This window comes from Ignavibacteriota bacterium, assembly GCA_019637995.1.
GTDB lineage: Bacteria > Bacteroidota > Ignavibacteria > Kapaibacteriales > UBA2268 > JANJTB01.
This window is the reverse complement of record JAHBUQ010000003.1, coordinates 90,130-112,969: the sequence shown is the minus strand read 5'-3', so window position 1 is coordinate 112,969 and position 22,840 is coordinate 90,130. Positions and strand designations below refer to the sequence as shown.

General features: G+C 34.2%; 19 protein-coding genes. 6 read left to right on the top strand and 13 right to left on the bottom strand.

From position 1 onward, the window contains the following. Positions 1 to 54 precede the first annotated feature (54 nt). From KF896_12530 to KF896_12515, 4 genes are all read left to right on the top strand, one after another. A complete protein-coding gene (locus tag KF896_12530; GenBank protein MBX3044533.1) occupies positions 55 to 681 on the top strand; it encodes a hypothetical protein in 627 nt (208 codons plus the stop codon). A gap of 211 nt (positions 682 to 892) precedes the next feature. Then, positions 893 to 2,512 carry a PDZ domain-containing protein gene (locus KF896_12525; GenBank protein MBX3044532.1) on the top strand — a complete coding sequence of 540 codons (1,620 nt, stop codon included), beginning with the start codon at positions 893 to 895 and terminating at the stop codon, positions 2,510 to 2,512. Positions 2,513 to 2,674: 162 nt separating this feature from the next. Further along, entirely contained in the window at positions 2,675 to 3,421 is a 747-nt protein-coding gene (locus KF896_12520) for a tetratricopeptide repeat protein (protein ID MBX3044531.1), read from the top strand. Further along, positions 3,418 to 4,794 carry a DUF2142 domain-containing protein gene (locus tag KF896_12515; protein MBX3044530.1) on the top strand — a complete coding sequence of 459 codons (1,377 nt, stop codon included), beginning with the start codon at positions 3,418 to 3,420 and terminating at the stop codon, positions 4,792 to 4,794. The genes KF896_12520 and KF896_12515 overlap by 4 nt, the downstream gene beginning before the upstream one ends. Positions 4,795 to 4,820: 26 nt before the next feature. Here KF896_12515 and KF896_12510 read toward each other — a convergent pair whose 3' ends face one another. The 8 genes from KF896_12510 to asnS all read right to left on the bottom strand — a co-directional run bounded on the left by KF896_12510 (position 4,821) and on the right by asnS (position 13,325). After that, the gene (locus KF896_12510; protein ID MBX3044529.1) at positions 4,821 to 5,195 is read right to left on the bottom strand and encodes a flagellar biosynthetic protein FliO; all 375 of its coding nucleotides are present in this window, start codon (positions 5,193 to 5,195) and stop codon (positions 4,821 to 4,823) included. 19 nt (positions 5,196 to 5,214) lie between these two features. After that, on the bottom strand, positions 5,215 to 5,631 hold the full coding sequence (gene fliN, locus KF896_12505; GenBank protein MBX3044528.1) for a flagellar motor switch protein FliN: 417 nt from the start codon (positions 5,629 to 5,631) through the stop codon (positions 5,215 to 5,217). A 1-nt stretch (position 5,632) separates the two neighbouring features. Then, a complete protein-coding gene (gene fliM / locus KF896_12500) occupies positions 5,633 to 6,679 on the bottom strand; it encodes a flagellar motor switch protein FliM (GenBank protein MBX3044527.1) in 1,047 nt (348 codons plus the stop codon). A gap of 12 nt (positions 6,680 to 6,691) precedes the next feature. Beyond that, positions 6,692 to 7,252 (bottom strand): hypothetical protein, encoded by a 561-nt coding sequence (locus KF896_12495; protein ID MBX3044526.1) that lies wholly within the window; start codon positions 7,250 to 7,252, stop codon positions 6,692 to 6,694. 255 nt (positions 7,253 to 7,507) lie between these two features. Beyond that, positions 7,508 to 9,517, bottom strand: a complete 2,010-nt coding sequence (locus KF896_12490) for an ATP-dependent helicase (GenBank protein MBX3044525.1) — start codon at positions 9,515 to 9,517, stop codon at positions 7,508 to 7,510. Between the two features lie 70 nt (positions 9,518 to 9,587). Then, the gene (locus tag KF896_12485) at positions 9,588 to 9,725 is read right to left on the bottom strand and encodes a hypothetical protein (protein ID MBX3044524.1); all 138 of its coding nucleotides are present in this window, start codon (positions 9,723 to 9,725) and stop codon (positions 9,588 to 9,590) included. 9 nt (positions 9,726 to 9,734) lie between these two features. After that, positions 9,735 to 11,411 carry a T9SS type A sorting domain-containing protein gene (locus tag KF896_12480; protein MBX3044523.1) on the bottom strand — a complete coding sequence of 559 codons (1,677 nt, stop codon included), beginning with the start codon at positions 11,409 to 11,411 and terminating at the stop codon, positions 9,735 to 9,737. A 561-nt stretch (positions 11,412 to 11,972) separates the two neighbouring features. Beyond that, complete coding sequence (asnS, locus tag KF896_12475) at positions 11,973 to 13,325, bottom strand: asparagine--tRNA ligase (GenBank protein ID MBX3044522.1); 1,353 nt, start codon at positions 13,323 to 13,325, stop codon at positions 11,973 to 11,975. Between the two features lie 208 nt (positions 13,326 to 13,533). Between asnS and KF896_12470 the strand changes: the two genes are divergently transcribed. Both KF896_12470 and KF896_12465 read left to right on the top strand, forming a co-directional pair. Further along, on the top strand, positions 13,534 to 15,882 hold the full coding sequence (locus KF896_12470; GenBank protein MBX3044521.1) for an OmpA family protein: 2,349 nt from the start codon (positions 13,534 to 13,536) through the stop codon (positions 15,880 to 15,882). An 18-nt stretch (positions 15,883 to 15,900) separates the two neighbouring features. Further along, on the top strand, positions 15,901 to 16,530 hold the full coding sequence (locus tag KF896_12465; GenBank protein ID MBX3044520.1) for a hypothetical protein: 630 nt from the start codon (positions 15,901 to 15,903) through the stop codon (positions 16,528 to 16,530). A 3-nt stretch (positions 16,531 to 16,533) separates the two neighbouring features. Here KF896_12465 and KF896_12460 read toward each other — a convergent pair whose 3' ends face one another. The 5 genes from KF896_12460 to mreC all read right to left on the bottom strand — a co-directional run bounded on the left by KF896_12460 (position 16,534) and on the right by mreC (position 22,836). Then, positions 16,534 to 17,703: an RtcB family protein gene (locus tag KF896_12460; GenBank protein MBX3044519.1), complete on the bottom strand. Its 1,170-nt coding sequence runs from the start codon at positions 17,701 to 17,703 to the stop codon at positions 16,534 to 16,536. Between the two features lie 15 nt (positions 17,704 to 17,718). Then, positions 17,719 to 18,828 carry a mannose-1-phosphate guanylyltransferase gene (locus tag KF896_12455; GenBank protein ID MBX3044518.1) on the bottom strand — a complete coding sequence of 370 codons (1,110 nt, stop codon included), beginning with the start codon at positions 18,826 to 18,828 and terminating at the stop codon, positions 17,719 to 17,721. Further along, positions 18,825 to 21,356, bottom strand: coding sequence for an endopeptidase La (gene lon / locus KF896_12450; GenBank protein ID MBX3044517.1), 2,532 nt, complete (start codon positions 21,354 to 21,356; stop codon positions 18,825 to 18,827). The genes KF896_12455 and lon overlap by 4 nt, the downstream gene beginning before the upstream one ends. 95 nt (positions 21,357 to 21,451) lie before the next feature. Further along, positions 21,452 to 21,982 carry a rod shape-determining protein MreD gene (gene mreD / locus KF896_12445; GenBank protein ID MBX3044516.1) on the bottom strand — a complete coding sequence of 177 codons (531 nt, stop codon included), beginning with the start codon at positions 21,980 to 21,982 and terminating at the stop codon, positions 21,452 to 21,454. Positions 21,983 to 21,984: 2 nt separating this feature from the next. Then, positions 21,985 to 22,836 carry a rod shape-determining protein MreC gene (gene mreC / locus KF896_12440; GenBank protein MBX3044515.1) on the bottom strand — a complete coding sequence of 284 codons (852 nt, stop codon included), beginning with the start codon at positions 22,834 to 22,836 and terminating at the stop codon, positions 21,985 to 21,987. Between the last annotated feature and the right edge of the window lie 4 nt (positions 22,837 to 22,840).

Genomic DNA, 22,840 nt, shown 5'->3' with positions numbered 1-22,840 from the left:
ATTTTCATTCGTTATTGAATTATAATATTTTTTACAAACAATTTTTGATTATTGATGAATAAATACATATTATTATTATTGGTAATTTTTATTACCATTTCGTGTGCTGATAAAGTTGAACAAAAGCAACCCGAAGTAGATCCGATGAGCGAACTTCCGGCAGGTCATCCACCAATGTCAGGAATGGACGCACTATCTGAATTGTCTGATGATGCACCTGATTTTGACCCTGAAGACCCAATATTGAAATTGTCAAATATTCAGCTAAAAACTCCAGAAGGATGGCTCAGAGAAAAGCCGAGTTCATCAATGCGTATTGTTCAATACAGTTTAAAAAATAATTCTGAACATAAGGTGGTTGGATTCTTTTTTGGTCAGCAGGATATGGTAAAAGAAAATATTGACAGATGGAAAAACGAATTTGCTGAATTGCAGGATTCTAAAGAAGAAGAACTTGTCGGCGGAAACGTAACTATGATTACTTTGCAGGGAGTATATGGAGTCAAGCATTTCCCTATGTCTGAAGAGACCACACCAACACCTGACTATATGGTTTTAGCTGCAATTGTCAAGTCTGAAGATGGTCCCTATTACTTTAAAGTTTTTGCTCCTGCGAGCGTTCTTAAAAAAGAAATTGATAATTTTAAGAAATTTTTAAATTCTTATATTGTTATTTCATAAAATTTTATTACTTTTGTATATGCTATCGGAGCAGGCACAATCTATCCCTCCAACCCCATTATTCCCTTGCAGTGCCTGCTCTTCTTTTTTTGGGGTATTTTAAAACGAAACTGCAATTATTTTTCCACAATTCAGAATAATGTAATTTATTCAATATTAAAACTCCCGATAAATCGTTTATAGTAATGATTTATGGAGTTCTGCAGTATTTATGCTATCATGGAAAACATATAGAAATTCAATTATTCTGATTATATTTATACTCGGATTTGATACTGTTTTATCAAAAGATGAGATTGATAACCAAATAGAGAAGATTAATGAAGTAATAAAAGCTGCAAGTGGTAGTCATGTTGATAATGTCGAATCAAAAAAACTTGTAGATGCAGCTATCAGGGGTCTTTTAAAAGAATTAGACCCTTATTCGTATTATTTCACCAATGAAGAACTTGAAGATATTGCAAACAATCGCTCAGGCTCATTTTACGGTGTTGGTTTTAGCTCTATTTGGATAAATGATACTCTTCAAATTGTTAATATTGCCCCAAATTCACCGGCAGAAATCGCCGGCTTAAGAATTGGCGATAAAATTCTCAGGATAAACGATAATAAAATTATTGCTATGGACAAATTCAAAGTAGAGAAAATGTTCAAAGGTGATAAAAATACCCCCTTAGTTTTTGATATTATTAAAGCCGGAACAAATGAAATAAAGAATTTCAGATTGAGAAAAGTTCGCTTGCCTCTAAATAGTGTTGATGCTTCATATATGATTGATGGAACTTCAATCGGTTACATTGCTGTTAATCGTTTTATGAATTCAACATACTACGAAGTACTTGATTCACTAAGTATGCTTTCTGAACGTGGTATGGAGAGCCTGATTATTGATTTCAGGGGCAATCCGGGTGGCTTGATTGACCAGACTTATATGTTTGCTGACGAGTTTATTTCCGACGGGGATGATATTATTATTACTAAAGGTAAAGACCCACAGTTTAATATCAGATACAGGTCTTCTCCATCAGGGAGGTTCGAAAAATTACCGGTCGTTATTCTGATTGACAGCAGTACTATTTCTGCTCCTGAAATTTTTGCGGGTGCGATTCAGGATTTAGACCGTGGTATTATAGTCGGCAAGACTTCTTATGGGAAAGGGGTAGTTCAGAATCCAATCAAACTATCGGATGGTTCGGAATTATGGCTCACTGTGGCTAAATATTTTACCCCTTCAGGTAGAAGTATCCACAAAGATACTACTAAATATGGAAAAGCTCAATCAAGGTTTGAAGACCGACTTATTCTCAAAGACGGTATGATTTTTTCTCATAGCGTCGAGGTCGAACCGGATTATATCCATGGAGATTCTGTACCGGTATTTACCAGTAAAAAAGGAAGACCGATTTATGGCGGTGGTGGGATTACACCTGATTTTTATGTAGAGGAGAGTTCATTCTCGGAGTTCACTCAATCATTGATTAATAAAAATATTTTGGTTAAAATAGCTTTAGATATCTTTATTTCTCAGGGAGATTCATTGATTGAAAAGTTTTATGATGATTACCAAGGTTTCCAAAATGATTTTATTATTAATGACGATATCAAGGATAAAATCAGGCATTTAGCTGAAATCAATAAAATTGACTGGGAAAATGATAAATATATTATTGATGATGAATTAATCAAAGTTTCGATTAAATCAATTATTGCTGGAATGGTTTGGTCTAATAACGAAAAATACAGAATTCTTAATTCTGCTTCAAATCAATTCAACAAAGCAGTTGAAGTAATGCCGGTTGCGGAAAAAATTCTTGACTTCCGCTCAGAATAGTTTTTTCAAAATTTCAAAATACTTCAAAAAAATAAAAATCTACTTATAAAATTAAGTAATTCAAATTATCCTTTGTCAAATCAAAAAAAATTTCTACTTTAAAAGAATTGCATTTTGTATTTTTGAATTGACTTTTGTTTATATGATAAATTTGGATATTTTATGGTTAATGAAATAAAATCGATTACAATTATAAATGGAAAAAATAAATTTCCAATCCTTTGGTTTTCAGTATTTGTCATTGTAATACTTTTCTTTACATTTTATACCCAAAATCCAATTCAAAACTCTTGGCAACAACCTCTCAATGATTTTCAAACAGCACTAAATATAAAAGATTCCAGAGTTAAGCCAACTAAATTAAAAGAAGCAGGTTCACGACTTGCTGCTATTCAGTCAAAGTTAAACATTCATCCCGTAATTAATTTAAATGTTGGTTATTATTATTTTGCAATGGGTGAAATGGATTCCGTGATTAATTCTCAGATTAATGTAATCAATAACACTCCAAAAGACGACAAAGAAAAAATAGCGTCCAATGCGACTGATTTGCTAATAAATGCTACTGCTAATAAATCTAAACAACTGATTGCAAAAGGCGATTCTGCTGAAGCATTTAAACTATTAATCAAAGCTGCCTCTTATTCAGGTGATAATAACCATCTGAACCGAAATATTGCCGGTTTTTACCTGAGTCAAGGAAAAATTAGTCCTGCCATTTTTCATTACTCTATGGCATTGAAATCAAATAATAGAGATGTTGAATCTATGATTGGACTTGCAAAAGCTTATTATTATATCGGGCAGACTGATTCAGCAAGTAATTACACAAAGAAAGCACTTGAGCTGAATTCAACTGATACTGAAGCAGTTATGATGAATAGCATTATTGGGGAAAAGACGAAATGAATGAGTTTCCAAAATCAATAGTAAAAGAAGAATATATTTTTGCATTGCTTGCACTACTTTTTGGAGTACTATTTTTATTCCTGACTCCTCCTTTCAGTAGTGATAATGAATATGAATATTTCGTTGTAACTTACGCAGAATCCGAATTTTCAGAAGTGTTAGACTCTGATGTTAACAACAAGGGCTTTTTCATACCGCAATCTATCAAGTACATTTATGATCATATCGCCACTGCCAAATCATCAAATAACGGCAAAGTTCCTAATGAAATTATAGATGATTTTGCAAAACTCAAGCTACATCCTGATAATAAAGTTTTTTACAACTATTCAGGAAAGGATATCCGTCTACTTAACCATTTACCGGCAGTATTTGGTATTTGGATTGGGAAGATAATTAATCCAAACCCAATATATCTTGTTTGGCTTTCCCGAATATCTCAACTGTTAGTTTATATTATTATAATTTTTTTTGCTATAAAAATTACTCCTTTATTTAAAAAATCTTTTTTACTGATTTCGCTTTTTCCTGCTGTAGTTTTTAATTCAGTGGTTGTGAATACATACATTTTGGGAATTTCTTTAGCGATATTATTTATAAGTATAATTTTCAAAATTACTTTTGATAAAGAGAATTCATCAGTATTCTGGCTTGTTGCTTTATTAATTATTGCTCTGATACTTAGATTTTCAAGTGATATTTATATCATTTTGCTACTAATTCCGGTTGTTATTCCAACAGTAAAATTAAATCATTTTAAAGTAAAAATTGTTATGATTGCCGCAGTTCTACTTGTGATATTCTTGCCGATGTTGATTTCAGGCGATTTTCTCCTAAAAGATTTTCTCATACTAAAGAGTTTTCAAAATGGTTTTATTATTGATGGTGATTTAAACCTTGCTTATCATTCAGGTGATTTGTTTAATAGTTTTAAATTGGTAATTCAGAATATCGTAAATCAGGGCGGAATTTGGATGAAGAGTGCAGTAGCAGGAATTTTGGATTCAAATTTGGGCTTGCCTGAAATTTTGGTTTTTGTTACCCTTATTATTGTATTTGCTTCTGCTTTGTTTGACAGAAAAATACAAATTCAAATTTCTGTGAAATTCAAATTAACTTCAGTTGTAGTATTTTTAACTTCGATATTATTCATTACAACTTATTTTCTGATTTTCGCATCACCTGTAGGCAGTAATCGGGTTGAAAATATGATAAGTGTACTTTTCGTTCCTCTATTGCTAATTATGTTAACACTACTAAATAATGATAATTATCAAAATGATATTTTTGATAAATATGGAAGTATTATTATTGGAGTTTGGGCTTTAATTTTACTTGTTTATTTTGCGCAAAATATTGCAACAACTCTGTAAAAAATTTTGATTTGTATTTTTCAGAATTAATTTGCTCTGACAAATGTTGATTTCAGAAAAGTTGTAAAGGATAAATTATCAGATGCAACATCTACTTTAGAAGTATGATTTACCGGTTTCGGTTCGACTGTATTTACTTTTGGAATATCTTCAATCCCCAAATCGGTAAGATTACGAATACCGGATTCAGAAACACCCAGCAGTAATTTTTTGTTACCGGCTTGAACAACATAAAGCTGATTCTTAGGATTAAGCTGCATTTTGGAAATAATTTTCATATCAAGAATTTGGTCTTTTTGATTTTTGCCATTTACAAATTTCCTGACAATAAACAATAGTACTCCAAGTGCTACCACCACAAGCGAAAGAGTCGCAAACGCATTTAAAATATTACCATCCATGGTATTTTTCTGTCCTTAATTATTTTCTTATGGTTCTTAATCTGTCAGCAGGATCTATTAAAGTTGTAATTCTGATACCAAAATGTTTGTCAATCACAACTACTTCACCTTCAGCAACTTTTTTCCCGTTTATAAGTACATCAACAGGTTCGCTGACTAATTTATCAAATTCAATTACAGAGCCTCTGCCAAGTCTTAGAATATCCCTGATGAGCATATTCGTTCTTCCAAGCTCAATCGAAACAGGCAACTGCAGATCATAAAGCAGCTCAAGCTTAGGGTCGAGAGGAGAGAAAAGCTTGGATTCGTCCTCAGAATCAATGCTTGGAAATTCGCCACCAATAAGCTCATCGTCTGCGGTAATACTTTCGGGCATATTCTCATCAATATCACCACCGCTGATCAAAGCATCAATCTCGTCTTGAGTCATAGTCATTTTAGAATTCCTTTTCTTTGAATGTTAAATCTTCATCAACTAAATCTTCTTCTTTTAATGGTCTTGTAACTTTAACAGCCTTTTTCCCCGATAAAGTACCGGGTCTTGCTGCTAATTTCCTTTTACCGGCTATCAAAAGTTCAATTTCATTATTAATTTTATTGTTCAATTTGATTACATCGCCTTTTTTTAGTTCCATTACTTCAGATACTGTAAGAGATGTTTTTCCAAGCTCAGCAACTATTGGCAAATAAGTAACAGACATTTGCTGTTGAATTATTTGGAGGTTATCCTGAAGGCGTTTTTTGGATTGCTTAACAGCTGTAGTAGTAAGTTGTTGCCGGTTTAATTTTGCAAGCACTTCTTCAAGTGCAAATGTCGGAAAGCAAAGATTCATCATGAAATTATTTGCACTGTTACCGATTTTTACATCCAGTGATACAACAATTACAATTTCAGATGCTGGTGCTATCTGAACAAAATCTGCTTCGACTTCAAGACGTGAATACTTGAAGTTAAGGTCTGCAATAGCTTTCCATGCGTTTCTGAGGTCTGAAAGTCCATGCTCGATGATTCCGCGTATTACGGCTTGTTCTATTGGAGTAATTGTTCTTGGCTTAGGCATCGTATCCCCTTTACCCCCCAAGAGCAAATCTACCAAAGTAAGTGCAAGTTCCGGACTAATCTCAAGAATACCGCTACCGTCTGTTCCTAAGATATCAAATACATAGATGCAGCTCGGATTTGATATTGATAAAATAAATTCCGAGTAAAAAAGCTGGTCAACTGATGTTACATTAAAAGATACAAGTGTCTGAAGCTTTGATACTAAATAGTAGCCGAACACTTCCGAGAAATTTTCATGAATTGATTGAAGAGTTCGTACCTGATTCTTGGATATTCGGTTTGGTCGTCTGAAATCATAATTGATTACATCAGTACGCCTTGTCGAAATCCTTCCGGATACAACATCCTCAACATCAACCCGCCCGCTGTTCATTTCTGAAAGCAGGTTGTCAATTTCGGTTTGAGACAGTATATCAGCCATGATCTTTAATAATTATTGAACAATAAATTCAACTAAAATTACATCTCTTAATTTATAACCTTCCATCTTGAAAGAAGGCATTAACTTTTCTTTAAATATCGTCATTAGCGAATCACGTGGAATCTGGAGTGAGTACATATCCATATCACCAATCTGTGAATTAACCTGATGCTTAATCAGTGCGTTTAGACGTTGACTTTTTGCTGCAGGGTCTACTTTAGCAGCTTCATCATCCTTTTTGTCGGATTTTTCAGGTGCATAAAATATACCTAAATTGACCACAACAAATTGAGAACTCGCTGCAGGATTTGTCGTAATTCTTCCTGTCTCCATATAGTCAAACTTGTCAAGTGATTCGACTGCATCCTCTTTCTTATCTTCGACTTTTTCTACTTCACCGCCTGTACTACTGATAATCGTGTCTTTCATATTATTCATCATAATTGAAATCACGAATATTATCGCCACAAATAAAAGTATAACACTTCCGGCAATAATAGCAATCAGGACAGGTAGAGATAATCCTTTTTTCTTTCCGCTTTCATTCTCGTTTTTTTGTTCTTCATCCGCCATAATTTTTCCTATTTAAAATGCACAACAACTTTAGTGCATAATAACGTTTTACTCAAAAAATCGTGCCAATAAAATTAATATTGATCTTTATGATTCATAACTTTAATAATATCGGCACTTACTGCAATTTCTTTACTTTAAATACTAATTTACAACTTAGAATTTATTGTCATTTGGCTAAATCTGCTCAATTTGCTGTATCTTACTCAGGCTAATATTAAACATAAATATTTGCTAAGGATGCTATTATAACAATCAATTCAATGAGAAATCAATTTCATTTTCGGACTCTTCTTCCGAAATCACCAATCTTTCAATGATACCCTCAGGCAGCTCCCTTATAAATCTTGAAGGTTCGCTTAGAACAAAGCCAGATTCACGGTCGTAAATATTTGTCGGATAAGTAATATACAGAAATTTCTTGGCTCTTGTAACAGCTACATAGAAAAGCCGTCTCTCTTCTTCGACGCTATCAATATTCTGAACAGCTTTTGCTGATGGGAAACGCCCTTCAAGTGCCCATATAACAAATACTGCCTGCCATTCCAAGCCCTTTGCAGAGTGAATTGTTGAAAGGCACAACATCTCTGAATCAGTATTTTCAGGTGATAAATCTTTTACAGATTCAGATGGAGGGTCAATAGCCAAATCATTCAGGAAGTTCTGCAAACCTTTGTATCTCTCTGCAATCGTAATAAAAGTTTCAATATCTTCCCAGCGTTTCTTCCAGTCATCATGCTTGATTTTGAGCAATGGTCTGTAATATTCTGCAATTATTGCGCATTTATCAGATATAGAATATTTTTCCTTAATTAAATTTGCAAGCATTGTGAATAATTCAACAACTTTCTCCGGTTGACTTTTTATAACGCTTTCATCAATTTTGGCGATATTAATTTTGCCTGAACCAATCATTTCTATCAAACTTTGCGATTTTTTTGGACCTATTCCCTCAATGAGCATTAGAACCCTCTGCCAGCTTATTGCATCTCTAGGATTGTATAATATTCTTAGATATGCCACCATATCTTTGACATGGGCTGTTTCGATAAATTTCAAACCGCCATATTTTACATAAGGTATATTTGCTTTTTCGAGTTCAATTTCAAAATCAAATGAATGAAATCCTGACCTGAAAAGCACTGCAATTTCATTTAGCGGAATATCGCTTTCACGAAGCTCAAGAATTTGCTGAACAAGAAACATTGATTGCTCACGCTCAGTTCTGGCGCAGATTAAAGCAGGCATCTCACCATGCAGATTTTTTGAATAGAGATTTTTGTCATATTTGAATAAAGCTTCTTTAATAATATGATTTGATAAATCAAGTATTTGAGATGTGCTTCTGTAATTTTCTTCAATTTTGTAAATTTGGCAATTGGAAAATGATTCGGGAAAAAACATTATATTCTGATAAGATGCACCGCGGAATGAATAAATACTCTGGGCATCATCTCCTACTGCCATTACATTTGAATCAGGACCTGACAAATGCAACACAATTTCATGCTGAAGTTTGTTTGTATCCTGATATTCGTCAACCATGACAAACTTATACCTGTTGTTCAGTGTATGGAGTACATTCTTATGATCTCTTAATAAAGTCAGCAAATTTAGAAGCAGGTCATCATAATCCATTATATTATGATATTTTTTGTATTCATGGTATTTAGTGAGCAGAGATTGAATTTTATCGGCTTCCTCAAGAAAATATGGATAGGTATCTTCGATAATATCCTGAACTGAAGTCCTCGTATTAATGCTCATACTGTAAATTCGTTGCAAAGTCTGCTTTGTCGGAAATCTGCGTTTAGCACCTGTAATTACATAATCTGAGCGAATCATGTTTATTGCATCTTCAGAGTCAGACTGGTCCAGTATCGTAAACGAGCCTTCATAACCAATAAGCTTTGCATAATATCTCAAGACAATGACAGCAAAAGAGTGGAATGTCCCTCCGGCAACATCCTCGCATCTGCCATCAAGAAGAAGGGATGCCCGTCTGAGCATTTCAGAAGCAGACTTACGTGTGAATGTAAGAAGTAGAATTGATTCGGGAATATTACCGTCTTCAATTAATCGTGCAACTCTGTAAACAAGTGTTCTTGTCTTTCCTGTGCCTGCTCCGGCAATAACCAATGCAGCACCTGTATTGTGCATTACAGCATCATACTGGGATTTATTCAGCTCCTGCTCATAATTGATTTTGTAAGTCGGCGATTTACCTTTAACAATTTTCTCTTTTCTTAAGATTAATTTTTTCAATTTTGAGTATCAGTCATTTATTAAATATTTTAAGACTTAATAATGATTGTTTTATTTCAGTTGGAATTCCTCATAATTCTAATTTAATTACAGTCAGCATACTTCCTTTGGTCTTTGATTTCAATCCCAAAAACATTAAATATTTACACATTTTCTGCAACAAAGGGCTTAAGCCCTTTGTTGCAACTTTTGATTTAACATTCAACATTTAACTATCTCACATCTTCACAAACTTCTCAACCTTATTGCCAATACGGATGATATACACGCCTGCTGGAAGGTGAGAAACATCAATTTTTACTCCCTCTCCATTTATGGAGAGGGCTGGGGTGAGGTCAATACCAAGTGTGTTGGAAATCTGCACTTTATCAACCATAGGGTTAACCCTATGGTTGATTTCAGGGATAGAAATTGTAATATAATCATTTGTTGGATTGGGGTAAACTGAAAAATTATGATTATATTTGAATTCTTCTACACTTGTCTTGGTCATATCATATTTTGCAATGAATATATCCACATTCATAGATTCATCATAAGTGTATTCACCACCAAAAGAGATTGAATCGACAAATTCGCCTGCAATAATCAATTTGTCATTTTTATCTATGCAAAAACTACTTGGTATGTGCCATCTTGGTGCAGGAATACCATAAGCTCTTGAAATACTACTTGTTGCATCCGTTTGTATTATGTATAATCCTCTCTTGTCCAATCCTAATATTTCTTCTTTTTGGCTATTAATTTTCTTACCATCCCTAATATCTCCATATATATAACACTTATTTTTGTTGGTTTTTAAGTAAGCAAATCTCAAACCATCTCCACCGGAAATTGTTTCAGCCCACAAACATTTTCCATCCTTATCGTGCTTTGTAATAAATGATGCACCTTCCGAGCCACCGTCAAGTTCAAATCCATTATCTAACAATACTTTTCCTGCGGAAGTCCATCCCACAAAGAAATAATTTCCGTAATCATCTAAATCAAAATCAGAAATTCCCATACCGGATTTATTTACTAATTTTGTAAAATCAAATGTTCTTGCCGAAAGCATAGTTCCATTTTCATCATATTTTACCATAAGTCGTTTAGTCTCAACACTATCAGCTTGAAATGAAATATTATCATCAAGCATAATTGAGTTTGAAAATGTCATCATTACATTAAGATTATTTTCAGAATCATTTTTAATAGCTCTAATATATACTTCGTTCGTTGAATCATTTTCGGAAACTGAATTGAAGTTTTTAACATACATCAGGTTACCATTTTTACTATATTTTGCAATAAAGTAGCCCATCTTTCCATTTTTGGTATAAATGTCGTTTTCAATAAAAAGAGAATCGTGTAAATACTCACCAGATACAATAACATTGCCGTTGTTATCAACTGTTAAGTTCATAGGATAATCCTCATATTTGCTTCCCATTGATTTTACCCAAAGCAACTTTCCATCGTTATCAAACTTTGCAATAAAAATATCATCGTTACCGACGCCACTAAGCTCGACACCATTACTAAATTTCATTCCTGCTGAATTATATCTGCTACTCAAATAAAAATTATTATCATTATCAGTCGCTAAAAATAATTCAATTCTTGTTGTAGAGAAGTAAATTCTATCTACCCATTGACATTTTCCGTCAGGAGAATATTTTGCAATAAAAAATCTATCATTCCAATCATATAAGAGTTTTATTCCATTATTAAAGAATACTGTATCTGAAGAGTAAAATCCGGCAGCAAAAATATTTCCCTTTTGGTCTGTATCAATAACCGATGAACCCTCCCAATTTTTTCCACGTATTAACTCAGCCCACTCAATTTGCTGAGCATCAGATTTTGAAATTGATGCTATTATTAAGAATAAAAAGATGCAAATTCCTTTCATCATATCCTCCAAAAAATGATAAATAAGGCACATTCTGAGTACCAATATTTCTGATTTTAAATAATCTGAATTATACATAAATCATAAATGTAAATTAATCAAAATTTATTTAATATCAAAATTATTTTTTAACAGAATTTAAATAGTAAAAAATTTTAGATTTTATTTAAATATTACATCTCCTTTGTAAAGATTTTTAGATTTTATTTACATATTTTAGAAAAAAAATCACTTTTTGAAACTAAATCAAAAAATGTGATTTTTGTAAAAAATAAATTAGAATTCATAATAAATACTCCATATATTAAAAATAGTGGCACATTAATTGCACCAATTAATCTCTCAACCCACTTAATAAAAAGAACTAAATTCAAAAATGACAGAATCATAATTGTAATATAATAAAAAAATGATAATTGCAAAAAAAATATCGCTTAATTAAATAATTATTTTGCAACTCATTTTCTCAAAGAATACTATTTTAATAATAATTTATTTCAACAAAAAAAGTCGTCCTCTTATTAAAATAAGTGACGACTTTAATAATCAGAGAGTAATTAATTATGGTGTAATTCTGTAAATCATTCTTGGGAATGGAATAGTTTCACGGATATGTGAGGCGCCTGTTATCCATTTGACGACTCTTTCAACTCCCAGCCCGAATCCGCTATGAGGCACACTGCCGTATTTACGTAAATCAAGATACCATTTGAATTCTTCTTCCGGCAGATTTTCATGAATTATTCGTTCATGAAGCAAATCAAAGCTGTCCTCACGCTGACTACCGCCGATTATCTCGCCAGCTTTTTCAGGTCCAAGCATATCCATAGCAAGTACAACTTTAGGATTGTCCGGGTCACGTTTCATATAGAAAGCTTTAATTTCAGTAGGATAGCGGTGAATTATCAAAGGTTTGTCGAACTGCTCCATAATTGCCTCTTCCTGTACAGCTCCGAAATCCTCACCCCAAGGGAACGGACGAATTTCGACATCCTGGCCGTCAACTTTCTTAATCAGCGGAATATCATTCTTAATCATCCAATCAACAGCTTCTGAATATGACATTCTATAAAACGGACGGCGTATTTTTTCAAGATGTGTAGTGTCACGCTCTAAAATTTCGAGTTCTTTTCTGCTGGATTTAAGCACATATTGAACAATATATTCAACCAAATCTTCAGCTAAATCCATATCGTCATTCAGGTCGAAGAATGCCATTTCCGGCTCGACCATCCAAAATTCGGTAAGATGTTTACGAGTTTTTGACCTTTCAGCTCTGAAAGCAGGACCAAATGTATATACTTTTCCTAAAGCAAGTGCTGAAGCTTCGGCATAAAGCTGTCCGGATTGGGATAAATATGCTTTTCCAAGGTCGAAATATTCTGTTTCAAACAGGGTTGATGTGCCTTCGCAGGCATTAGGTGTAAGTATTGGAGAATCAAGAAGTTTAAATCCGTTACCATCGAAAAAGTCACGAATTGCTTTCATTACTGCAGCGCGAATTCTCATAATTGCCATCTGACGTGATGAGCGAAGCCAAAGGTGACGATTTTCAATCAAAAATGCGTCGCCATGTTCCTTCGGAGTGATAGGATAATCAGATGAAATATGCAGTACTTTCAGGTCAGAGGCGTCAATTTCAAAGCCACCGGGCGCTTTTTCTGAAGCAACTACCTTTCCTGTAATTTCTAATGATGATTCCTGTGTAAGTGATTTTCCTGCTTCAAATGCTTCTTCGCTAACATTATTCTTGAATACAACGCATTGTACGATGCCCGTGCCGTCACGCAGCATAATGAATTGTAACTTCCCTTTTCCTGTAATGTTATATACCCAACCTCTGAGAGTAACTGTCTGGTCAACTAATTCCGGCAACTGTTCAACATACTTGAATGATTTGTATCTTGATTCCATAATAAAATCCAAAAAAAAATTATAAAATAATTCTACATAAACGTAAAAGATATATTTATAATATATTGTTGTTAGCATTAATTATTTTAGACCTATTTTCGATTAAATTTACCTCAAAATTGTTTTTAACTTTTTATTTTTCAAAAATTATTTATATTTTTATATTAGAAAAAGAAATTAATTTGAAAAACAAATTAGAGATGTTTATATGAAAAAATTTATACTGCTCATTATGATGTTGATTATATCATACTCGAATGTTTTAGTATCAAATGATCTTGAGCTTACACGAGAGTTTAATCTAATTACATCTCAGAACGCCTCGGGATATTTGAAGCCATTTTTTACAAGTATTGGTGAAGGCTTTAATACATCGCTGTATAATACCGCTTATTTCAGTAATGGCTGGTCTATGGGGCTTAGTATTTCAATTGCCGGAATGATGATTCCATCTTCACACCGCACCTATGACGCTGTGCTCCCCGATTTATACGGCAATTCCGGACGCGTAAAAACAGCCCAAATGATTGATGGGCGGTTAATAGAAAATTTAAGTGGGACGGTAAGTCAGCCAACTTTGTACGGCGGAAGGTCACATTCAATTTTTGCTGCTCCACAAAACCTTTTCCCACCTGATTCTTTTTATAAATCAGTAGGATTTTTAGAAGGGAACGACATAGGATTTATGCCTGCCCTGCCAATAGTTCAGCTATATTTTGGACTTCCAACAAGGACTGAAGTACGGTTTAGATTCTTGACATTCAATATGCAGGATGCACCGTTTAATTATTTTACTATTGGGGTAAATCAAAATATTGATAAATTACTTAATATTAATGACTCCGATGACCCTCTTTCTTTTGGAATAACTGCAGCTTATCACTCTATGAGCAGAGACAGGGGGATTGATATCAGCTCGCTTGGTCTTGGTCTGATAGCATCCAATCAATTTGCTGATAATATCAGCGTTTATGGAGGTTTGATGTATGAAAATTTATCCGGAAATATATTGATGGTTCGTCAGGATTTTAGTATTGATGAATACATTAACAGCCCATATTTGGAAATCCGCAACGGAGAAAATTTGAAAATTAATGTCGAAACATTTAACAGTTTCCGTATTACAGCCGGAGCACATTATGATTTTTCGATTTTCAGGCTGCATGGTGATATCAGCTATGCTGCTCAACCGGTAGTCAATCTGGGCTTGTCAATAAAATTCTTTGACCATAAGGAAGAAAAGTTCAAGCCGATTGAATATCCTTTGCCTGATCCAGATGTCAAGCAAGAGCGTCTTCTTGCAGATATGAGTTTTGTCAATGCTTATAAGCCAAAAACTAATTATATTGCTGTAATTAAGGAAAAAGTTTGGGATTTTGATATATCCTTACAAATGTTTGCCTTAAATGATGAAATCGAGACTAAACTTGATACAATTATAATCGAAGAATTTGAATCTCGTCAAACAAGGGCATTACTTCCATACGTTTTTTATGAAGAAAATATGTCTGAAATCCCTGCAAAGTATCATCAGATCAGTAAAGATGATTCAGAAAAATTTTCATTCGGAAAAATGCTGGGGCAGTCTCCACTCGAAAGTTATTATGATTTACTTAATGTAATTGGACTTCGTTTAAGGAATAAACCCGAAGCGAAAATTACACTTACAGGCAATAATAATAATATTGGTCTTGAAAAAAACAACACTAAACTCTCACGTGAGCGTGCAGAAAATATCAAAAATTATTTTATGCAAGTTTGGGGAATTTCGCCGGAAAGAATAGCAGTCGAAGCAAGAAATCTTCCGAGAGTGCCTTCAAACAATCGTGACCCGGATGGGCAGGCTGAGAATCGCAGAGTTGAAATATCATCGAATGACCTTGATATTACAGCACCTGTATTTATCATTGATACTTTAATCAGGGTTAATCCACCTGCTATCAAATATATCCCTTCAGCAGTTGCTGAAGCAGGGCTTCAAAGCTGGTCTATTTCCAGTATGTCAGCTACCCGTGAGCCACTTAAGAAATTCTCCGGTGGCGATAAAATTACAGATAATTTAGAATGGTATCTTGAAGGTGAAGGTACTAAAAAAAGGAATTTGCAGAATAATCTTCAAACTAAATTTTCAGCAATTGATAAGCAGAATAATTTGCGTGAGACAGTATTAAATAACCCGATAAAAGTTATTTCAGTAAAAGATAAAAGACTCAATGCTACGAGGGATACTTCACTGAATGTTTATAATTTAATTCTGTTTGATTTTGATAAGTCAACTTTAAGTGCTGTGAATAAATCAATAACAGATTTTATAAAATCCGAGCTTACACCGGATACAGATGTAACTATTCTGGGTTTTACAGATAGAATCGGTGATGATAAGTATAATATGCGCCTGTCCACAGCAAGAGCTGAATCAACAGGGAAAGCCCTTGACGGTCATCCATACAAAGTAATTGGTATGGGGGAGACCAAGCTAATTTATGACAATGATTTACCTGAAGGAAGATTCTATTGCCGCACTGTGATTGTTGAAGCAAAAGTACCGATTAATTAAAAATAAGGAAATTCAAAAATGAAAAAAATAATATTTATAATAATGGCAGTGATTGTTTCAGGTTGTTATACAGATACAATCAATAAATTGCAGACATTCTCAATTCAGATACCGATATTTTTCAATGCTCCGTTTTTAGACAGAGCTGTTCCCGATACATCGGTAGATTTTTCAAATTTATATGAATATCCCGAATATGAGGAGAATCGTCAAAAAATCTCAAAAGCAGAAATTCTGCAAATTAATTATCGTATAGATTCGCTTGTGTATGGAGATGGTACAATTTTTAATCCTGCCACTGATGAATTGGAATTTCACTTTATTAAATATTCATTTCAATTTGCAAAACCTAAGCCGGGAAGGTCAATTTATTCCTTTGACCCAAATGATTTCGAACCTGACCCAAATGAGCCGGTTGTTATTCTTGGACAATATGATGATGTTAAAATTGCAGATTATTACCGTGAAGCAAAAAGAATACTGGATATTCCGGAAACAACTGCACAGGTATTATCCGAAGGTCTGAAAACAAGACCGTATTTCTATATTTATACTGAGTACAGTCGGGTAAAAGGTCCAAACAGTGATGAATTTCAGCTTATTCAAGCAAATTTTGATGTAATACTGAGGTTGGAGATAAACTTGTAATACTTAGCCTTTGACGACAGCAAGAGGCTTCAGTTCGACAAGAATATCAACCAAATCTGTCTGGTTGTCCATAACTTTTTGAATATTTTTATATGCTGAGGGCGCCTCATCGAGGTCTTTTTTTGTTCTGATTGAATGAATAATGCCAAGGTTATCGAGGCGTCCAGCTTCCTGCTCTACGGAGAGTTTTTTCTGTGCTTCGTTTCGTCCCATTGTGCGTCCGGCACCATGTGAGCAAGAAGTAAAGCTCTCAGGATTCCCTTTGCCTTCGACAATGTATGAAGCGCTACCTTGTGAGCCTGGTATAATGCCGATTTCTCCATGAATTGCTCTGGTTGCTCCCTTGCGGTGGACCCAAACATCCTCTCCGAAATGATTTTCTAAAGCAGCGTAGTTGTGAGGAATATTTATCATTTCATCAAATTCGAAATAACCTGTCTCTTCTGCAAAAATTTCTTTTACTCTTTCCATCATCAAGTTTCTATTGGCAAAGGCAAAATCAACACAAAATTCCATTTCTCGAATATAATTCTGTCCTTCCATGCTATCTAAAAATAAATAATCAAGTTGCCAATTTTTTGGAATATCATTATTTTGTTCACGTAATTTTCCTGCAAGATTATTGTAATAATCGGCTACTTGTTTGCCAATATTGCGACTTCCGGAATGAATCATAATATAAATAAATCCATCATCTCCCCTTTGAATTTCTATGAAATGATTCCCGCCGCCGAGTGTTCCAACTTGCTTTAATGCGGCATCATATTCGCGAGCAGCAATTGAATCTATACCTAATACTCCATTATTAGAAGGCATATATTTCGAGTCCTGAGCTGATTTGTGATGATTAAATCCGACAGGTACAGCTTTTCGAATTTCGCCTAAAATTTTCTTCAAAACATCTTTGCTGACAAAATTTGAAGAAGTTCGGACAGCACACATCCCGCAACCAATATCCACACCAACTGCATTAGGAATAATTACATCTTTCAAAGCGAGAACTCCGCCAATCGGCATCCCAAAACCTACGTGCGCATCAGGCATCAAAGCCACATGATGAAAAGTATATGGGAAATCAGCCAGATTTGCAACCTGCGACAAAGTTGAAGAGTCTGCATCATCAAGCCATAATTTAACAGGCTTAATTCCTAAGTTTCTTTCTTCTTTTAACATAATTTCGAAAAAACGCTAAAGTAATTCAATCTCATTATTATTACGAAGTTCATTTACAATTAGTTTTACATCCTGAGCTCTGTCCTTAGGACAAATCATAATGCTGTCGCCGGTATTAATGATGATTAAATTCTCAATACCTATTCCGGTAACTTTCTGAATAGTCGAATTGTCGTTAATAATAATGCAATTATTTGAATCAATCAGGAGGTTATTTCCGGTTAAAATATTAGAGTTTTCGTCTTTTTCGCGAACTCTTTCCAAAGAATCCCATGCTCCAACATCATCCCAATTGAAGTCCGATTTAATACACACAACGTTAGCAGACTTTTCCATCAATGCATAGTCAATTGAAATTGACGGCAAACTTGAAAATAATTCTTCAGCCGGTGAATTGAAACTATTCAGAGCTTCTGAATTATAATTGCTATATAATTTCGTTAATTCTGAAATATAATTTCCAATTTCCGGACAATTCAAAATCATTTCACTATCAAATGTGCTCAATTTCCAGAAAAACATTCCACTGTTCCAAAAGAAATTTCCAGACTTTACAAATTTTTGTGCAGATTCTAAATCCGGTTTTTCTCTGAAACTTTTAACTTTTCTGATTCTACCTGATAAATCTTTGCCTACTTCAATATAGCCGTAGCCGGTTTCAGGTCTTGTTGGATTAATACCAATTGTAGCCAGTACATCATTGGATGCAACAAAACCAAATACTTCATTGATGATTTCATTAAAATTTTCTTTTGGTTCAATTTTGTGGTCTGCAGTAAGAACCGCAGTCAAAATATTATCAGCAGTAATTTCTGAATATCTTGCTTTAATGACTGCAGAAGCAAGAGCAAGGCAAGGAGCTGTATTTCGCTTTGCAGGCTCTGCGATTATATTTTGAGGTGGTAATTCAGGCAATGACATACGTATAGGCTCCAGAAGCAATTTGCTTGTAATTACAAATATATCTTCCGGCGCTATAAGTCCTCGGATCCGATCAATGGCTTCCTGCATCATATTCTTTTCAGGCGAAGTTAGATTGAGCACTTGCTTGGGTCGTTTCATCCGGCTCAGGGGCCAGAATCTTTCCCCAAATCCGCCGGCCATTATTACAGCTGTTTTTTTCAATTTTTATCTCCTTGCTTCATCCTGACTACATCTTTCCTCTTTGGAAAATCTCTGAATGCAATTTCGATTGCTTCATTCAAATGCTCTACAAAGTGAATTTTGAGACCTGATTTGATATCATCAGAAATATCTGCAACATCACCAAAATTCTCTTTAGGAACTAAAACATCATTCATGCCACTGCGTTTTGCTGCAAGCAGTTTTTCTTTCAGACCACCGATTGCTAAAATATCACCGCGTAAAGTAATTTCTCCGGTCATTGCCACATCTCCTCTGACTTTTACTCCCGTAGAAGCAGAAATTATGGCAATTGCCATAGTAATACCCGCTGAAGGACCATCTTTTGGAATTGCCCCTTCCGGAACATGGAGGTGAATTTCGCTTTTCTTGCTGAAATCAGCATTAAGACCGAAGTTGTTATAATTAGAACGTATAAATGAAAGTGCCGCCATAGCAGATTCTTTCATAACGTCACCCAATTTACCTGTCAAAGTCAGCTTTTCGTTACCGGGCATAATTGTTACTTCAATTGGCATTATATCGCCACCTACGCTGGTCCAGGCAAGTCCATTTACAACACCAACCTTATCATCCAATTTCTTTTGCTTCTCTTTGAATCTGGGTGATTTAAGATATTTTTCAACTATATCCGGGGTAATATCGTATCTTATTCGTTTAACTTTTCTTAAGAATGCCGGATTATCCTTGAGCATACTTTTAGCAAGTTCTTGCTGCTTTTCATCTCCAAGGTTTTCGTTTGCTTTTTTCAAACTCTCACTACTGAAATAATCAGCAACAATATCTTTTGTAAGTTTTCTAAGGACAGATGCAATCTCACGCTCAAGACTTCTGACGCCGGCTTCGCGTGTATATTCTCTGATTATTTTAGTAATGCTCTCATCCTGAAAATCAATTTTCAGCTTATTAAGACCAAATTCTTCCAATAATTTTGGTAAAATATGTTTTTTGGCAATTTGCAGTTTCTCCGGATCAAGATAGCTTGTAAGTTCGATAATTTCCATTCTGTCAAGAAGTGGAAGGGGAATATCATATCTTACATTTGCTGTTGTAATAAACATTACATTTGACAAATCATAATCTACTTCTAAATAATGATCATTGAAATTTGCATTTTGTTCAGGATCTAACACTTCAAGTAGGGCAGAAGACGGGTCACCTCTGAAATCCATTGACATTTTATCAATTTCATCAAGAAGTATAACAGGATTTACAGTACCTGCTTTTTTCATAGATTGAATTATTTTGCCGGGCATAGCCCCAATATATGTTCGTCTGTGTCCTCGTATTTCAGCTTCATCCCGCACACCTCCCAAAGAAAATCTAACAAATTCACGACCTAAGGCTCTTGCGATAGATTTAGCAAGTGAAGTCTTGCCCACACCCGGAGGACCTACAAAGCATAATATCTGTCTTTTTAATTTACCGGCAAGATTCAGAATTGCTATAAATTCCAAAATTCTTTCTTTTGGCTTTTCAAGATCGAAATGGTCTTCGTCAAGAATTTTTTTCACATGATTGATATCAAGTATATCTGTTGTCGCTTTTTTCCAAGGTATTTGCGTGAGCATCTCTATAAAATTACGGTTTACAGAAAATTCCGGTGACATTGATGGCGTCTTTTTCAGTCTTTCAAATTCTTCCATCGCTTTTTTAAAAGCGTGTTCAGGCATGCCTGCATTATCAATAGCTTCCTTAATTTGGTTGAGTTCGCTTGAGCCTGAATCTTCGCCATCTCCAAGTTCATTTTGAAGTATTCGGATTTGTTCCTGAATAAAGTATCTTCTTTGGGTTTTGTTTATTTGTTCATTAATTTTTGAACCAATTTCTACTTGCATATTCTGCATTTCAATTTCACTTTTTAAAAGTGAACTTAGAAGAAAATATTGCTTTTCTATGATTGTAGTTTCGATTATAGGTTGTTTTTTTTCTACTTCTGATCGAACATTTGCAGCAGCAAAAAACAACCTTTGATAAAGGTCTGAATAATTATCGAAAGCTGCTATTAAATCATCAGGAAGACTTGGGTCATTTTTTACATAATCAACAAATAACTTTCTGGACAAGTTTATATTGGCTTGAAGTTCTTTATCTATTTTACCAAATTCGGGTTGTGGTTTTATTATCAATTCTGCTTCGAGATAATCTTTGTTCTTTAGTTTTTTTTTGATTTTCGCCTGAAAAAGCCCTTCTACCAATACTTTTAGTAAATTATTGGGAAGTCTGAGTACCTGTATAATTCTTGCTACTGTACCCCATTCGTATAAATCATTGAAGTTAGGCTCTTCAACTTCGGAATTTTTTTGTGCAGTTACAAATATATATTTGTCTTTCTCAACGCCTGCACCAACAGCTTTTAATGTAGAGCTTCTACCAATTAGTAGTGGAAAAATCATATAAGGATATAATACAATATCCCTAACCGGTAGTACCGGCAATGTTTTTGGAATATTTAATATTGTTGTTTCGTAAGGTTCAAAACCTGAAAGTAGATCTTCTTTTTTTGCCATAATTAATAATGATTAAATTGAAATTTTAATAAACAATATATAAAGGTTATATGTCGGTATTATTTTAAATAAATGGAATAAAGAAGTAGATTTTGTTAAATATTAAGTTCTTTTTTGGGCAATTTTATCAATATGGCAACAACTCCAAAGACTGTCGTGTAGAGACTTGTGGCGATTCCGTATTTAAAAAAGAAACTGAAGAAGTCAAGTTCGCTTAACTTTAAATAAAAGAAGAAATAAACAATATTATGAGCTACCGATCCGATGAATACTGTTATAACAAAGCTGAATCTCTTGAGAGTCAAATCTTCCTTTCCTACTCTGTGAAAAAAACCTGCAATGAATGCATTCATTGTTTGAGCCAGAGCATTTGTTCCTATTAGGTCAAATGTTGCGACATCGAATAAAAAACCAGCTATAAAACCGGCAAATAATCCTATAAACTGACCTTCAGCAAGAGAAATCCAAACTACAAGAATTATCATTAAGTTTGGAGTTAAGCCACCTACTTCAATAAGGTTTACTATTGAAATCTGAAATACAATAATAAGCAAAGCAGCAATCGAGTAAAATACAAATCTCAATTGCCTGTCACGTGTTTTTCTTCTTTCAGGATTAAGGAACATAATTATTTTTGCTTTTTAATTTTAAGTCGGTCTTCTAATTCTTTAAGCAGGTCGTTTCGCTCTTCATCTGGAATTTTTTTGATAACAAATACTTGTTCTACAGTTGAAAGATTAACATAAGGCTTAATTTTAATTGTAAAAAAGAGCGAATTATTCTCGTCAATTACATCAATAACTTCACCGAATGGAATGTCGGACGGGTATTTATTAGAAAACTCAGATGTCAAAACTACATCGCCTTTTTGAATATCGAATGAGGTTGGGATATTATTAAGATTAAAATACTCACCACCGCTCCATGTTATAATACCGTCTATTCCGGTTCTCAGGATTTTAGCCGATACTTTTACATTTCGATTATTGAGCATTTCAACAAGCGAGTAATTATCAGATGAGCCTATTATATAACCAACAAGTCCCGCATCGGTTCTAAGAGACATACCACGTTCCAATCCGGAGGATTTCCCCTTATTAATTACATTATAATTTCTCAGTTCGATGCTTGATTTTCCAACGATTTCAGCACTGATTAGCGTATCGGGATATTTTTCTTTAAAGTCAATTAGCTGGCGCAATCGGTTATTTTCGATTGCTGAAGTTCGCATCTTAATTACCTCAGTTGATAACTGTAAGTTTAATTCTCTGAGTGAGCGGTTTTCGTTTTGGAGTGATCCGGGATTAGGAATCCATGAAAATGCACCCTGAATCCATGCAGTAGAACCAATAATAATAGTCCTGAAACCACCGATTTTTGAAACATCTCCAATAGAAATCAAAGCCAGACAAATAATCACAAGCGAAGTAAATGCAATATATTCTTTGTATCTGGTAACAAAATTGATAAAGTTTTGCATATCA